This window comes from Ruminococcus sporogenes, from assembly GCF_054655175.1.
Genome location: NZ_BAAHOA010000003.1, coordinates 182,106 through 198,264, shown reverse-complemented (window position 1 = coordinate 198,264; position 16,159 = coordinate 182,106). Strand labels below are relative to the sequence as shown.

Sequence of the window (16,159 nt, the reverse complement as noted above, 5' to 3'; positions counted from 1 at the left end):
CTGGAAAGGACAATGAAACGTGGCGGAGGGGAAAAAGAAAAGTACTGCTTCGGCAAAAAAAAATACAGCTAAAAAAGCAGATACAAAAAAAGCCGCGTCAACCGCTAAAAGGAGCAGGACTGCGGTTCAGGCGCAGAAGGATCCGGTTAATCAGTTTTGGTCTGTCATATTGTTTGCTTTCGGAATACTGATTTTTTTGTTTACCGTTATAAGCGGCAGCAGCGGATGGCTTTTTATACATAATCTTTTAAGAGGACTTTTTGGCATAGCCGTATTTCTGGTGCCTGTTATTTTGATTTATACCGCTCTGCTCATCAGTATGGAAAAATCGCAGCAGACCGTAGCAGGGCGCGCCGCTTGGGGAGTAGGACTAACTCTTCTTAGCAGCTCTGTCGTACAGATAATGTTTGTAGGAGAAGCGGACGGCAATACTTTTACTGAGAAATGCAGGTTTCTCTATGAATCCGGATTACAGCTTGAGGGCGGAGGTTTATTAAGCGCGCTTATTGCTTGGCCGCTTATAAAAATATTCGGAAGCATAGGCTCGAAGATCATTGTATGCATATTGCTGTTTATATTTATAATGCTGCTTTCAAATCTGACCTTATTTCAGTTCTTCGGCGTTTTCTATAAGCCGTTTGTAAAAATGTATTATTCGCTGCGGGCAATTAGGGAAGAAAATAAAATACTGGACGCATACGAAGAATGGGAGTATGACGAGGAGCAGGAGGCTATAAATCTTGCGAATTCCGGCGGAGTGGAAACTGATACGGTTCCGGATGACTTTGCGGTTGACGTTCCCGTCAGCGATGAACCGATCGTTCCTCCGGATTTTCAGCCGTCTGAGCCTGCGGGGCTGCCCGATTCGGAAATCGACATACCTATAGACGGAACGGGAGCTTCAGTTACCGAAGGTTCGTCCGGTAAGCCAAAAAAGGATATGCCGTCAGCGGCAAAAAATAATTTGTCCGAGACGGAAACGGATAAGCCGGCGCTCAGCGAGCTTGACGCTCTTGTAGAAAAGGCCGTAGTCGGAGGAGAAAAGGATAATGAGCCGGAAAATTTTGCTGAAAAGGCTGAAAGGGCGGCAATGTATGCTCCTGAGAAGAGCGATATTAGGCTGACGCCTGCAAAGAAATATATGCTTCCTCCTATTGATCTGCTTAGCAGGAGCGTTTCTAAGGCAAACGATCCGGCAGCAGCTTCAGAGCTCAAGGAAAAAGCGGATACTCTTATTAGTACTCTGAAAAGCTTCGGCGTTATTGCAAGGATTGTAGCTATTCAAAGGGGACCAAGAGTTACACGCTATGAAATACAGCCGGCGGCAGGCGTAAAGGTATCAAAAATAACCAATCTTTCAGACGACATTGCTCTAAACCTTGCGGCGGCAGGCGTTCGTATTGAAGCGCCGATACCCGGCAAGGCAGCGATAGGCATAGAAATACCTAACACTAATCAGGACATAGTTTCAATACGCGAGGTTATTGAAAGTCAGGAATTTAAAAATGCCAAGAGTAAGCTTGCATTTGCAGTCGGCAAGGACATAGCCGGTAACATTATTGTAGGCGATATTGCAAAAATGCCTCATATGATTATTGCGGGTACTACCGGTTCCGGTAAATCCGTATGTACGAATTCTATAATAATGTCGCTGCTTTACCGTTCGACTCCCGACGAGGTAAAGCTGATTCTTATTGATCCTAAAATGGTTGAATTTACAACCTATAACGGAATACCTCATCTTCTTATTCCGGTTGTAACTGATCCAAGACAGGCGGCGGGAGCGCTTAACTGGGGCGTTCAGGAAATGCTGAGGAGATATAAGCTTTTTGCTGATAATAACGTCAGGGATCTCGGAGGATATAATGAAACGGCGGAAAAGAAAGGTCTTGAAAGACTTCCTCAGATTGTTATTGCAATTGATGAATTTTCAGACCTTATGATGGCGGCGTCTAAGGAGGTTGAAGATTCTGTCTGCCGTCTGGCGCAGATGGCGAGAGCGGCGGGAATGCATCTTATTATAGCTACACAGCGGCCTACGACTGACGTTATAACCGGTCTTATTAAGGCGAATATTCCAAGCCGTATAGCATTGTCTGTTCAGTCGCAGGTTGATTCAAGGACCATTTTGGATACGCAGGGAGCGGAAAAGCTGTTAGGCTACGGAGACATGCTTTATTATCCGAACGGTATGCAGAAGCCTCTTCGAGTTCAGGGATGCTTTTGCTCGACTAACGAGGTTGAATCCATTGTCGGTTTTATCAAGCGCGAATCCGAGTCAGAATACAATACGGACATTATTCAGGCAGTTGAACAGAGTATGCCTGCGGAAAAAGGAGAAAAAATTGATTCGGCCAGCGATCTTACAGGCGACGGCGACGAGATTCTGATTGAAAAGGCCATAGATGTGGTTATTGAAATGGGGCAGGCGTCCACGTCGTCGCTGCAGAGGAAGCTAAAGCTTGGATATGCAAGAGCAGCAAGAATTATAGACGAGCTTGAAAATATGGGAGTCGTGGGACCTTACGAGGGAGCTAAGCCGAGGAAGGTTCTTATGACGAAGCAGCAGTGGGCTGAAAGAAGAATGAATAAAAAGGCAGAGTAAAAAGAGGTATTTAATGAACGGATTTCTTCCGCTTTCACGCGGAGATATGGAAGAACGCGGAATAAAGCAGTTTGATTTTATATATGTGACGGGCGACGCTTATGTCGATCATCCCAGCTTTGGCGCGGCTATAGTTACCCGTCTGCTTGAATCTCTTGGATATACAGTCGGAATAATTTCTCAGCCCGACTGGAAGAGCGAACGGGATTTCAAAATATACGGAAAGCCGAGACTGGCGTTTCTTGTTACCGGCGGTAATATAGATTCTATGGTTGCTCATTATACGGCGGCTAAAAGGAAACGTTCCGACGACGCTTATACTGCCGGAGGAAAGGCGGGAAAGAGACCCGACAGGGCAGTTATTGTATACTGTAAGAAAATGCGGGAAATTTACGGGAACGTTCCTATAGCTATAGGCGGACTTGAGGCTTCTCTGCGCAGGTTTGCTCATTATGACTATTGGGACGATTTAGTAAGACCTTCGATTCTTTTGGACAGCGGCGCCGATCTCCTGATGTACGGTATGGGCGAGCATCAGATTGAAGAGCTTGCCAGACGTCTTGACGGCGGTGAAAGTATATCCAATATACATAATATCAGAGGTACCTGTTATCTTACCGAGCCTATAAATACTCCTATCGGCGCGGCTGAATGCGCGTCTTATGAACAGGTAAAGGAAAATAAGAAGGCGTATGCAAGATCATGCAGGCAGCAATATGACCAGCAGGACGAGGTTTATGGAAAAACCGTTATACAGCGTCACGGAAAAATGATGCTTGTTCAGAATCCGCCTTCATTTAGCCTGACTACCGAAGAGCTTGACAGGATTTACAGTCTTCCTTATATGAGGGCGTATCATCCTTCGTATGAAAGCGTCGGGGGAGTGCCGGGAATAGAAGAGGTCAAGTTTTCAATTACACATAACAGGGGCTGTTTCGGCTATTGCAATTTTTGTTCGATCGCTCTTCATCAGGGGCGAAGGATAACATGCAGAAGCGAAGAATCAATACTTGACGAGGCAAGAAGACTTACTGAAATGCCAGATTTTAAAGGCTATATTCACGACGTTGGAGGTCCGACGGCAAATTTCAGAAAACCTTCCTGTGAAAAGCAGATTAAGCTGGGGCTTTGCAAGGGAAAGAAGTGTCTTGCTCCGGAGCCGTGTCCGAATCTTGAAGCGGATCACAGTGAATATATTGATATTTTAAGAAAATTAAGAAAAATCAAGGGCGTAAAAAAGGTGTTTATCCGTTCAGGAATAAGATACGATTATCTGATGGAGGACGAGAGCGACGAATTTATAAAAGAGCTTATAAAAAATCATGTAAGCGGCCAGTTAAAGGTGGCTCCGGAGCATTGCTCGGCAGCGGTGCTTGATAAAATGGGTAAGCCTCATATAGAGGCATATAAAAAATTTCAGAAAAAGTTCTATGAAATAACCAAGGGAATAGGTAAGGAGCAATATCTGGTTCCTTATTTAATGTCGTCTCATCCGGGCAGCACTCTGAAGGAAGCTATTGAATTAGCGGTATTTCTTAAAGAAAACAATATGCGGCCGGAGCAGGTCCAGGATTTTTATCCTACACCGGGAACGCTTTCAACGTGCATGTTTTATACCGGACTTGATCCCTATACCATGGAGGAGGTCTACGTTCCCAGAACTCCGGAGGAAAAAAAGATGCAGAGAACCCTTCTGCAATATTTTAAACCGGAAAACAAGAGAATCGTTATTTCTGCTCTGAAAAAAGCCGGAAGAACCGATTTGATAGGCTATGGAAAAAACTGTCTTGTTACGCCTGAAAAGAATATAGGAAAAGCTGAAAAAAAGAATAATCGTAACGTTAGGAAGGTCGGGGGAAAATGGCGGAACACAAAAGGAAAGAAAAAGTAAGCAGAGGATTTACAGCCCGTATAGCCGCTTTATTTACAGTTATTTTAATAGGCCTTTCGGCAGCCCATTTCCTTGGTATATTTACCTTTGAGGATTGGAAAGAGTTGTTCGGAGAAAGCAATCCTATACATACTGAGGGTACGGCTGAAGTACATTTTATCGACGTGGGGCAGGGTGATTGTACGTTTGTTATATCTGACGGCAAAACGCTGCTTATCGATACCGGCGAAAAGGAATATGCTCAGAAAATATGCGAATATATAGGGAATCAGGGAATAGATAAAATAGATTATATGCTGCTTTCTCATCCGCATTCCGATCATATGGGAGGCGCGTCGGAAATTATTGATAATATTGATGTTGAGAATATAATATTGCCAAAACTTCCAGACGACATGACTCCGACCTCCAAATTTTATGAAAGCTTTCTTTTGAGTGTTAAAAACAATGGACTCAAGCTTACTGCGGCCTTACCGGGAAGCATTTATGAAATCGGAGAATGTAAGCTTGAAATTCTTTCCCCCGTAAATGAATACAGCGATTTAAACAATTTTTCAGCGGCCGCTGTGCTTACTCACGGCGCGGATAGTTTTTTATTTACGGGAGATATTGAAAAAAAGTCTGAAAAGGATATAATAGAAACAGGACGTCTTTCACAAATCGACGTGCTTAAAGCCGCGCATCATGGAAGCAGCACTTCCAACAGCAGGGAGTTCCTTGAAATAACTGATCCTGATTATGCGGTTATAATGTGCGGTCAGGGTAATTCATACAATCATCCGAATAAGGACGCTGTTGAAAGAATCAGAAAGCATACAGACCGGATTTACAGAACCGATTTAGACGGTACTATAGTCTTTACATCGTCAGAGGACGGATTAAAGATAAAAACTGAGAAGGGGGAATAGAACTTGCTTATACTTGAAAGGTTTGAGGATCGTTTTGCAATTATAGAAAACGGAGATAAACGGCTGGAGGTTGACATAAGCTCCGTCGCTCCCGAAGTCAAAGAAGGCGACGTTCTTATTATGATAAACGGCAGATATGTTGCTGATAAAGAAGCGACGCTCAGACGCAGAAAAGAAATAATAAAGCTGCAAAACGGATTATGGAGCTGACAATGGACGCTGAAGTAATTATAATAGGCGGAGGAGCCGCCGGAGCAATGGCGGGGATACATTCCGGAAGGCTTGGAAATAAGACGATAATTCTGGAGCCTAACGGGAGGATCGGAAAAAAGCTTCTTATAACCGGCAAGGGAAGATGCAATGTAACAAATAACTGCTCAAGCGAAGAGCTTATAAGGAATATACCCAGAAATTCCAGGTTTCTCTACAGCGCCTTTTCACAGTTTTCTTCTGAAGACGTTATGAATTTCTTTGAATGGTCCGGCGTTCCTCTTAAAACGGAAAGGGGAAACAGAGTTTTTCCGGTAAGCGATAAGTCGTCCGATATTGTTGACGCTATGGAACGCGAGCTACGTTCGGCAGACGTAAAAATAATACCTGAAAAGGCGGAGGGTTTAATTATTGAAAACGGAATCTGCCGCGGTGTGAAAACCTCCGGTAAGAACTATTATAGTCGCTCGGTTCTTATTGCAACAGGAGGCAAATCTTATCCTCAGACCGGTTCCCGGGGCGGAGGCTATGCAATCGCTGAATCAGCGGGACATACGGTGACAAAGCTTGAGCCTGCGCTTATTCCCCTTGTATGCGAAGAAAAATACTGTTCTGATATGATGGGGCTTTCTTTAAAAAATGTTAATCTTTCGCTTTACGACGGCGAAAAAAAAATATACGGCGATATAGGAGAAATGCTTTTTACGCATTTTGGAATATCCGGTCCTCTTGTATTGAGCGCAAGCTCTCATATTGAACAGATCACACCCGGAAGATATACTGTTAAAATTGATCTTAAGCCGGGTCTTACTGATCAAAAGCTTGATTTAAGGATTCAAAGGGATTTCAGTGAAAATATAAACCGCATATTCGGAAATTCCTTGTCAAAGCTTTTGCCTGCCAAGCTTATACCGGTAGCAGTCAGACTTTCCGGCATAAACGGCGACCGCAGAATAAATCAGGTTACCCGCGAGGAGCGTCTAAAGCTTGTTCAGCTTCTTAAGGCTTTTCCGGTAACGGTAAAGGCATTTCGTCCTATCGAAGAGGCTATAGTGACAAGGGGAGGGGTTGACGTTCGTGAAATCAATCCTAAAACTATGGAATCAAAGTTGGTCAAATCCTTGTTTTTTGCCGGAGAAATTATAGACGCGGACGGCTATACGGGAGGATTTAATTTGCAGATTGCCTTTTCAACCGCATATTGCGCCGCGATGAATATGTAATAAAAATAAAATGGAGATAATTATGATAAATGTTGCAGTAGACGGTCCCGCCGGCGCGGGAAAAAGCTCCATCGCTAAAGCGGTGGCTGAGGAAATAGGATTTATTTATGTTGATACGGGAGCGCTTTATCGTTCCGTCGCTCTTTATGCCTTGGAAAACGATTTGGATAACGATTCGTTAATAGCTTCGTTATATAAAATAAACATTAGACTTGAATTTATAAACGGAAGTCAGCATGTGATATTAAACGAAGATGACGTTTCGGACAAAATCAGAACCTCGGACGTATCAATGAATGCGTCAAAGGTTTCCGCGCTGCCGGAGGTAAGAAAATATTTATTTGATTTGCAGAAAAAAATAGCCGCTGAAAATAATATTATAATGGACGGCAGAGATATAGGGACAGTTGTGCTGCCGGACGCTGATTTAAAGGTGTTTCTGACGGCTTCCGCTGAGGAAAGGGCGAATCGGCGTTTTTTGGAGGTAAGAGATAGTAATATAACGTATGAAAAGGTTCTGGAGGAAATAAAACAGCGTGATTATAACGATATGCACAGGGATATTTCACCGTTGAGGCAGGCGGACGACGCTGTTTTACTGGACACTACCGGAATGACGATAGACGAGGTTAAAAATAAGCTGAAAGCAATGATTGCTGAAATTAATAAATAAATGGAATTGGTGAAATGAAATGAATATTTTTTTCAGATGTCTTTATGGATTCGTTAAAGGAATATATTACTTTGCTTATCATGTGAAGGTTGAAGGGCGTGAAAATCTTCCGTCCGGCAGCTATGTAATAGCGTCTAATCACAGAAGCTACGCCGATCCTCCGTTGATTGCGGTTACGTCTGGATGCAGTAAATTTTCCTTTGTCGCTAAAGCCGAGCTTTTCCGGAACCCGCTTTTCGGATGGCTTATCAGAAAACTGGGAGCGTTTCCCGTTTCGAGGGGAAACGGAGATCTTTCCGTTATTGACGATTCGGTGTCAAAAATAAAAGATGGCAGACGTCTTGTTATTTTTCCGGAGGGTACAAGAAGCAAGACCGGCAAGGTAGGAAAGGGTAAAACGGGGGTGGCTCTGATTGCCGCAAGAGCCGGCGTTCCGGTTGTTCCGGCGGGAATAGTTTATAACGGAAAGCTGCGTTTCAGATCCAGGGTAACAGTAAGATACGGCAAGCCTATACATCCGGCAGAGCTTAGCCTGAGCAGCGAGCCGACGCCTCATGAGCTTAAGGAAATAAAAGGAAAGATAATGAGGTCTATATCTGATCTTGTTGAGGGAGAATAAAATGGCTGAAATAAAAACAGCAAAGACCGCCGGCTTTTGCTTCGGCGTTGACAGGGCGGTAAAGCTTGTATATGAGGAGCTTGAAAAGTACGGCGGCAGAGTCGCAACTCTCGGTCCCATTATTCATAACCGTGACGTAGTGGAAGATCTTAAGAAAAAGGGCGTGCGGATCATTGAAGACGTCGGAGAGCTTGATGAAAATGAAAAAGCTGTCATACGTTCTCACGGGGTGGGAAGGAAAATATATGACGAGCTTTCACAGAAGGGAAACGATTATATAGACGCTACATGTCCTTTTGTTGCAAGGATTCATAAAATAGTGCGTGAAAAATCAGAAGAGGGATATTATATACTTATTGCGGGAGACGAAAGCCATCCGGAGGTTCAGGGAATTGTGGGGCATTGCGGTGAGAATTGCTTTGTTTTTAAGGATGAAACTGAATTAAAGGATTTTTTTGAAAAAAAATATAAGAATTTAGAAAAAAAGCTTGCAATTGTTGCGCAAACAACGTATAATATATTAGTATGGGGAGAGTGTCTAAAGGTTATTCCCAAGGATAATGAAAATATCCTTGTTTTCGACACGATATGCAATGCAACTTCACGGAGGCAGTCCGACGCAGCTTTGCTCTCTAAAGAGGTTGATATAATGATCGTTGTGGGCGGCAGAAACAGTTCAAATACAATAAAATTATTTAATGTATGTTCGGAAAACTGCTGTTCATATCATATAGAAAATTCGGACGAGCTTTATACATTAAACCTGAATAATGCTGAAAAAATAGGCATTACTGCCGGGGCATCCACACCGGCTTATATAATTAAGGAGGTACAAAATACCATGGCTGAAATTTTAGAGGACATTAATTTTGAGGAGGCGCTTGAGCAGTCCTTCAAGAAAGTACATACAGGAGAGCGTGTTAAAGGCTATATTGCAGCGCTTAATAACAGTGAAGCAATTGTAGATATCGGAACAAAGCATACCGGTTATGTTCCGCTTTCTGAACTGACGGACGATCCTATGAAGAAACCTTCTGACGTTGTAAGCGTCGGCGACGAGGTTGAGCTCATTGTTACTAAGATCAACGATCAGGACGGCATTGTTATGCTTTCAAAGAAAAAGGTAGACGAGCTTGTCGGCTTTGACAATATAACCAAGGCTAAGGACGAGGATAAGGTCGTAGAGGGCGTTGTTCAAAACGTTGTCAAGGGCGGTATACTCGTTTCAGTTGACGGAGTCAGAGTTTTTGTTCCGGCTTCACAGACAGGATTAAGCAGAGATAAGAATCTTGAGGAGCTTCTTAAAAAGAAGGTAGAGCTTAAGATTATCGAGGTTAATGAGTCGCGCCGCAGGGCAGTAGGCTCTATAAAAGCTGTTGCGAAGGCTCAGAAGGAAGCCGCTAAGGCAGCGTTCTGGGAAACGGCGGAAATAGGCAAGGTTTATAAGGGCGAGGTAAAGTCCCTTACTAATTACGGCGCCTTTGTAGACTTAGGCGGAATAGACGGTATGGTTCATATTTCCGAGCTTTCATGGAGCCGGATAAAGCACCCAAGTCAGGTGGTAAGCGTAGGAGATATTCTTGAGGTTTATATTAAGGATCTTGATAAGGAAGCCGGCAGAATATCGCTTGGATTCAAGAAGGCTGAGGATAATCCTTGGGTTAAGTTTGAAAACACATATAAAGTCGGCGACGTAGTAAACGCTAAAGTGGTTTCAATTACTCCTTTCGGAGCGTTTGCACAGATTATAGAGGGCGTTGACGGACTTATTCATATTTCTCAGATTGCGGATCAGAGAGTTGAAAATGTAGCTGACGTTCTTTCTGTCGGACAGGAGGTTGAAGCGAAGATTACAGAAATTGATATTGAAAAGAAGAGAATCAGTATTTCAATGCGTGCTTTGCTGGATAATTCTGAAAATGACGAGGAAGACGCTGAATAATTATTATCAATAAAATTAAGGCGGGTTTTAAACTCGCCTTAATTTGTATAGAGGGTATGCATTATGAAAAAAAGATCGCTGTTAATTATATTTGCGGCGGTATTAATTCTTAATTCATGTAAGAAAATAAATAATTCTGATAATGATATGACGGCGGCCGCCGAAGGCGGTATTATTTATTCGACAGAGACGGAGGAGGAAATACCCGTAACGGCAGCTTTCGAGACAAAAGAGCCGGCAATGGAAACGAAGACCGCCGATAGCAGTGTTAATGATGAACTTAACGATGAACAATTTAACAGCGTCCTTGAAAATATAGCCTTCGTCGGCGATTCCGTTACTTTAGGGTACGGGGCATATCAAAAGGTGGAAATGGAAGATGTTATTGCGGCGCCATGCGTAGGACCGTCAAATATAAGGGATTTTACCTTTGAATACAGATCAGAAAAGTTAGCCGCGCTGACTATTCTAAGCTATAAAAATCCAGAATATATTGTTATATCCATGGGACTTAATGATATAAATACATATTCGCCTGAAAATTTTTCGGATAAGTACATGGACTTTACCGAAGATGTCATGAAGGTGTGTCCGGAATCTGAGATTTATATCATGTCGATAACTCCTGTTTCGGCAGACTGCGGAAATATCGCGAATGATACCATAATAAGCGCTAATAATCAGCTTAAAATAACAGTTGAGAATTACAAAAATGAAAAACTGCATTATGTGGACTGCTCTTCGGTATTAAAGGATGAAAGCGGAAATATGAATATTGAATATTCCGGAGGCGACGGTATACATCTAAACAGTGCGGCCTATGATTTAATGCTTGATCAGCTTAGGCGGAGTATTTCGTAAACGAATAATCAAATCGGTACAGCAGATAATAAACTGAGGTGTATTATGAAAGATTTATTTTTAAAAAAATCTGAAAAAATGATTTCAGACGCTTATGATTATATAAAGTCACTTTCTTCAGTAAAAGCGGGCAGTTTTGAAAGCTCCGAAACTGCGGTTATTATGGTTGATATAATAAACGGCTTTATAAACGAAGGGGCTCTTCACGATAATAATATAGCGGGTATTATTCCGCAGGTTGAAAAACTTCTGAAATATGCGGTTGCAAACGATATTCCCGCAGTGGCGTTTGCAGATTGCCATAGTCCGTCGTCCAAGGAGTTTTCCTCCTTTCCTGTTCATTGTCTTAGGGGCGGGGCTGAAAGTGAAATTGTTGATGAATTGAAAAATATCGGCGGTTATATAGTAGCAGAGAAGAATTCAACAAACGGTTTTCATTGTCCTGAATTTCAGAGGTTTCTTTCTGATAACCCTAATATAAAGAATTTTATAGTATGCGGCGACTGTACAGATATATGCGTTATGAATTTTTGTCTTACTCTCAAAACATATTTTGATCAGGCTGATAAGCATTGTCGAATTGCTGTACCGGTAAATATGGTGGAAACCTACGACGCCGATAATCATTATAACGTATTTATGAATACGGCGGCTTTTATTTTTATGAGAAACGCCGGCATTGAACTTACGGGAGGAATTGATTTTGACTGATAAAAGAAATCTTACAATGCTTATGGATTTTTATGAGCTTACAATGGGAAACGGTTATCTTGAAAACGGTATGGGAGATACGATCGTTTATTTCGATATGTTTTTCAGACGTGTTCCGGAAAACGGAGGATATGCAATATTCGCCGGGTTGGAACAGGTAATAGATTATATAGAATCCATTAAATTTACGGATTCCGATATTGATTTTCTCAGAAGTAAAAAAATATTCTGTGAAGATTTTCTTGATTATTTAAAAGACTTTAAATTTTCATGCGACGTGTGGGCTGTTCCGGAAGGAACGCCTATATTTCCTAACGAACCGCTTGTAACTGTCAGAGGTCCTGTTATTCAGGCTCAGTTGATTGAAACTATGCTGCTTCTCATTCTGAATCATCAAAGTCTTATAGCCACTAAAGCAAGCCGGATAGTCAGAGCCGCGCAGGGACGTCCTGTAATGGAATTCGGCTCGAGAAGAGCGCAGGGTGCGGACGGAGCGATTTATGGAGCCAGAGCAGCCTATATCGGCGGATGTGCAGGGACGGCGTGTACAATAACGGACAGAGAATTTTCCGTTCCGGCAATGGGAACTATGGCGCATAGCTGGGTACAGCTTTTCCCATCTGAGATTGAAGCCTTCAGGGCATACGCCGAATGCTATCCCGATAACTGCGTATTGCTTGTTGATACTTATAATGTGCTGAAGTCAGGCGTGCCGAATGCCATTAAGGTATTTGAGGAGCTTGATAAAAGGGGTTATCATAACGGCGGTATAAGAATTGACAGCGGCGATATAGCGTATCTTTCAAAAAAGGCAAGGAAAATGCTGGATGAAGCAGGATTTACCGGTCATAAAATTGTTGCTTCAAATTCTCTTGACGAATATCTGATACGCGATCTATTGGTGCAGGGAGCGACGCTTGACAGCTTCGGAGTCGGAGAAAGGCTTGTCACCAGCAAAGCGGAGCCGGTTTTCGGCGGAGTTTATAAGCTGACGGCAGTCGAAGAGGACGGTAAAATTGTTCCGCGGATAAAGCTTTCGGAAAACGCTGTTAAAATTACAAATCCCGGTTTTAAAAAGCCGGTCAGATTATTCTGTAAAAATACGGGTAAAGCGCTTGCCGATGTTATATTGCTTGCCGACGAGTCTATAGACGAAAGCAAGCCTTATGAGATTTTTGATCCTGAATTTACCTATAAGAAAAAGACGTTGAAGGATTTTTCTGTGGAAGAGCTTCAAAAGCCGGTTTTTGTAAACGGAAAATGCGTCTATAAAAAATTCTCAATAGATGAAATCAGAGATTACTGCGACAGCGAGCTTTCAAAGATCTGGGACGAAGTTAAGAGATTTGAAAATCCTCATAAATATTATGTTGATCTTTCCGCTGATCTCTGGACGCTTAAGCAGGATATGCTAAACCGTTATTTTAAGGAATTAAGCTAAATTTTATTTGCCGTATTCTGAACCGGATACGGCATTTTGATTTATAAAAAATTACTTATTAAATACTAACAGGAAGAAGATTTAAAATGTCAACGACCATTGAATATTTGAATAGCGTATTGAAAAGACTTTCCGGCATAGACGGGATAGCTTACAGAAAAATGATGGGCGAATATGTATTTATTTCAGGGATAAGGTAGAGAAAGGTAGATATGATAACAAGTTTCTTATTAAGCCGGTAAGGGCCGCTAAGAGATTTATGCCTGACGCAGAGTTTGAGATGCTTTATTCGGGAGCAAAGGAAATGCTCAGGGTGATTGACAGTATGAATACGGAAGGCTTGAAAGATATGCTAAACGCAATGTATGATGAGCTTCCTGAATTAAATCGCGGGAAGAAAAAATAATTTGTCGTTTTTAGGTATTGCGGAATGTAATTTAATTTGGTATAATAAAAAAGTATAGATTACTTTTGGAGGAAAAAATGAATATTATAGGAATTATAGGAGCGATGCCGTCTGAGCTTGCGGATATCAGAAAAACGCTTGCGGGTTCGGCAGTTGTTAAGCATTCAGGCTTTGAGTTTTATATAAATGTTTTTGACGGAAAGCTTATTGTAAACGCATGCTGCGGTATTGCAAAGGTAAATGCCGCCGTGTGCGCGCAGGTAATGATAGACCGCTTTAATGTGGAAGCTATTATTAATACCGGAGTTGCCGGAGGCATGGACGATTCTGTAAAGATATGCGATATAGTCGTTTCAAACGAGGTTCTCCCGCATGATCTGGAGCTTAGATTTTTGAACAATTATCCCCCGTATAACAGTATTTTCAAAGCAGACGAAAACCTTGTCAAAATCGCTTGTGAAACCTGCGATGATTTTCATTATGCAAGGCATATAGGTCGGATCGTTTCCGGAGAATCGTTTATTTCAAGCAGCGAAATAAAAAAGGAAATATGCGGTAAATTCTCACCGCTTGCTGTAGATATGGAAAGCTCGGCGGTCGGTCACTGCGCTTTTATTAACGGTATTCCGTTTCTTAGCTTAAGGTGTATTTCCGATAATTCGGATGATAACGGGGAAATGTCGTTTGACGAGTTTGAAAAAATTGCCGCTAAACGCGTTGCTGAAATAGTTCTGGAAATGATCAGAAGAATTTAATGGTATGATTATTTCATACGGAGGTTTGACTTGAACAAGGAAATGACTGCTGCGGAATATATAAATGCGGTTTCGGAAATAATTTCTCTTATTGATAGTCCGCCGCTTGCATGCGTACACAGCTACGGATGTCAGCTTAATTTCTCAGACGGTGAAAAAATAAAGGGAATGCTCGCAAAGATGGGATATGGCTTCACAGATAATCCGGAAAATGCCGATTTTGTTATATTTAATACCTGTGCTGTCAGAGAGAACGCCGAGGACAGGGTATTCGGAAATCTGGGATTTTTAAAGCGCTGTAAGGAACAGAATCCAAAAATGATAATTGGTTTATGCGGCTGCATGGCGGGACTTGAGCATGTAATAAAAAAGCTTGAGAAGTCCTATCCGTTTGTGGATATTGCGTTCGGTACGTCAGCGCTTGACAGACTTCCCTTTCTTCTTTATGAAAAATTAAACGGAAAGAAAAAAGCGTTTGATACAAACGAATACAATATGTCAGTCGAGGGACTTGAACAGATAAGAGACAGCAGCTTTAAGGCGTCCGTGCCTATAATGTACGGCTGTAATAATTTCTGCACATATTGTATTGTTCCTTATGTAAGGGGACGGGAGAGAAGCCGTCTGCCGGAGGATATTCTCAACGAAGTCAGGGAGCTTATTTCTCAAGGGTATAAGGAAATAATGCTTTTGGGCCAGAACGTTAATTCATATGGAAATGATCTCGGAACCGGAATAGATTTCCGTATGCTGCTTGAGAGTATAAATAAGCTCGACGGCGACTTTATAATACGTTTCATGTCTTCTCATCCGAAGGACGCGGGACCTGAGCTTATAGATACGATGCTAAGCTGCGATAAGGCGGAAAGACATCTTCATCTTCCGGTTCAGAGCGGAAGCAACGATATACTTGAAAAAATGAATCGGCGGTATACTATAGAAAAATATATGGAAACAATACGCCATGCGAGAAGCATTGTTCCGGATTTTTCGTTTACTACGGATATTATCGTAGGCTTTCCGAATGAAACAGACGAGGATTTTGAAAAAACGCTGGAGCTTTTAAGGCTTGTAAGATATGACAATATTTATTCGTTTATTTATTCAAAACGCTCAGGAACAAAGGCGGCTATGATTGAGGACAGAATTTCAGACGAAGAAAAGAGCGTAAGAATGACTAAGCTTTTAGCGTTGCAGCGCGAAATTTCAACTGAAAGCTATAAACGTTTTATCGGCAGAAAAATGCGGGTTTTAGCCGATTTAAAGGGCAAGCGCAAGGGATGGCTTACAGGTAAAAGCAGCGAATTTATTATTGTTGAATTCGAAGGGGAAGAATCCCTATTAGGAAATTTTGTTGAAGTAGAAATAACCGGCGCTAAGAATTGGGCGGTTATAGGAAAAATATTATAATAAAAGGAGTTTATATAAAATGGATGTAATCAAAATGGCGAGAGAGCTGGGAAAGCTTATTCAGCAGGATCAGAGATATGACGCATATCAGAGCGCAAAGGAAAAGAACGATAAGGACGAGGAGCTTCAGCGTCTTATCGGGGATTTTAACAACAAAAGACTTGAGCTTAATATGGAAATGTCCAAAACCGATAAGAACGACGATAGGCTTAAGGAGCTGGACGGAGTAATAAAAAATCTTTACGGTGAAATTATGGTAAACCCAAGTATGGCTGAATTCAATAAAGCGAAGAACGCTATGGACGGTATGCTGGCTGAAATCAATAATGTTATTACTGCTTGCGCTAACGGAGAAGATCCTGAAACCTGTCCGTCTCAGCCGAGCGGCTGTTCGGGCAGTTGTTCGTCATGCGGAGGCTGTCATTAAGATATTAAAGTGACGCGCGTAAATTCTTGTAACGTAATGTATATGAACTGGCAATTTGACTTTTTCATTTTCTGGAA

At 42.1% G+C, this 16,159-nt stretch carries 15 protein-coding genes; all 15 read left to right on the top strand.

Annotated features, from left to right (window positions below; genetic code table 11):
* Nucleotides 1–19 precede the first annotated feature (19 nt).
* The 15 genes from ACYQ0N_RS11150 to ACYQ0N_RS11080 all read left to right on the top strand — a co-directional run bounded on the left by ACYQ0N_RS11150 (nt 20) and on the right by ACYQ0N_RS11080 (nt 16,082).
* Complete coding sequence (locus ACYQ0N_RS11150; RefSeq protein ID WP_460162715.1) at nt 20–2,605, top strand: DNA translocase FtsK; 2,586 nt, start codon at nt 20–22, stop codon at nt 2,603–2,605.
* A 13-nt stretch (nt 2,606–2,618) separates the two neighbouring features.
* Nucleotides 2,619–4,496 carry a YgiQ family radical SAM protein gene (locus ACYQ0N_RS11145; protein ID WP_460162714.1) on the top strand — a complete coding sequence of 626 codons (1,878 nt, stop codon included), beginning with the start codon at nt 2,619–2,621 and terminating at the stop codon, nt 4,494–4,496.
* Entirely contained in the window at nt 4,466–5,404 is a 939-nt protein-coding gene (locus ACYQ0N_RS11140; protein ID WP_460162713.1) for a ComEC/Rec2 family competence protein, read from the top strand. The genes ACYQ0N_RS11145 and ACYQ0N_RS11140 overlap by 31 nt, the downstream gene beginning before the upstream one ends.
* A gap of 3 nt (nt 5,405–5,407) precedes the next feature.
* Entirely contained in the window at nt 5,408–5,614 is a 207-nt protein-coding gene (locus tag ACYQ0N_RS11135; protein ID WP_460162712.1) for a DUF3006 domain-containing protein, read from the top strand.
* Between the two features lie 2 nt (nt 5,615–5,616).
* On the top strand, nt 5,617–6,837 hold the full coding sequence (locus tag ACYQ0N_RS11130) for a BaiN/RdsA family NAD(P)/FAD-dependent oxidoreductase (protein ID WP_177533527.1): 1,221 nt from the start codon (nt 5,617–5,619) through the stop codon (nt 6,835–6,837).
* 22 nt (nt 6,838–6,859) lie between these two features.
* A complete protein-coding gene (gene cmk / locus ACYQ0N_RS11125; RefSeq protein WP_177533528.1) occupies nt 6,860–7,510 on the top strand; it encodes a (d)CMP kinase in 651 nt (216 codons plus the stop codon).
* Nucleotides 7,511–7,529: 19 nt separating this feature from the next.
* Nucleotides 7,530–8,129, top strand: a complete 600-nt coding sequence (locus ACYQ0N_RS11120) for a lysophospholipid acyltransferase family protein (protein WP_460162711.1) — start codon at nt 7,530–7,532, stop codon at nt 8,127–8,129.
* A 1-nt stretch (nt 8,130) separates the two neighbouring features.
* Nucleotides 8,131–10,071, top strand: coding sequence for a bifunctional 4-hydroxy-3-methylbut-2-enyl diphosphate reductase/30S ribosomal protein S1 (locus tag ACYQ0N_RS11115; protein ID WP_177533530.1), 1,941 nt, complete (start codon nt 8,131–8,133; stop codon nt 10,069–10,071).
* A 63-nt stretch (nt 10,072–10,134) separates the two neighbouring features.
* The gene (locus ACYQ0N_RS11110; RefSeq protein WP_460162710.1) at nt 10,135–10,932 is read left to right on the top strand and encodes an SGNH/GDSL hydrolase family protein; all 798 of its coding nucleotides are present in this window, start codon (nt 10,135–10,137) and stop codon (nt 10,930–10,932) included.
* Nucleotides 10,933–10,977: 45 nt separating this feature from the next.
* Nucleotides 10,978–11,643, top strand: a complete 666-nt coding sequence (locus ACYQ0N_RS11105; protein WP_177533532.1) for a cysteine hydrolase family protein — start codon at nt 10,978–10,980, stop codon at nt 11,641–11,643.
* Entirely contained in the window at nt 11,636–13,084 is a 1,449-nt protein-coding gene (locus tag ACYQ0N_RS11100; protein ID WP_460162709.1) for a nicotinate phosphoribosyltransferase, read from the top strand. The genes ACYQ0N_RS11105 and ACYQ0N_RS11100 overlap by 8 nt, the downstream gene beginning before the upstream one ends.
* Before the next feature lie 259 nt (nt 13,085–13,343).
* On the top strand, nt 13,344–13,490 hold the full coding sequence (locus ACYQ0N_RS11095) for a hypothetical protein (RefSeq protein WP_460162708.1): 147 nt from the start codon (nt 13,344–13,346) through the stop codon (nt 13,488–13,490).
* Between the two features lie 77 nt (nt 13,491–13,567).
* Nucleotides 13,568–14,245, top strand: coding sequence for a 5'-methylthioadenosine/adenosylhomocysteine nucleosidase (locus ACYQ0N_RS11090; protein ID WP_460162707.1), 678 nt, complete (start codon nt 13,568–13,570; stop codon nt 14,243–14,245).
* A gap of 30 nt (nt 14,246–14,275) precedes the next feature.
* A complete protein-coding gene (gene miaB / locus ACYQ0N_RS11085) occupies nt 14,276–15,655 on the top strand; it encodes a tRNA (N6-isopentenyl adenosine(37)-C2)-methylthiotransferase MiaB (RefSeq protein ID WP_460162706.1) in 1,380 nt (459 codons plus the stop codon).
* Between the two features lie 19 nt (nt 15,656–15,674).
* A complete protein-coding gene (locus ACYQ0N_RS11080; RefSeq protein ID WP_177533534.1) occupies nt 15,675–16,082 on the top strand; it encodes a YlbF/YmcA family competence regulator in 408 nt (135 codons plus the stop codon).
* Nucleotides 16,083–16,159: the final 77 nt, after the last annotated feature.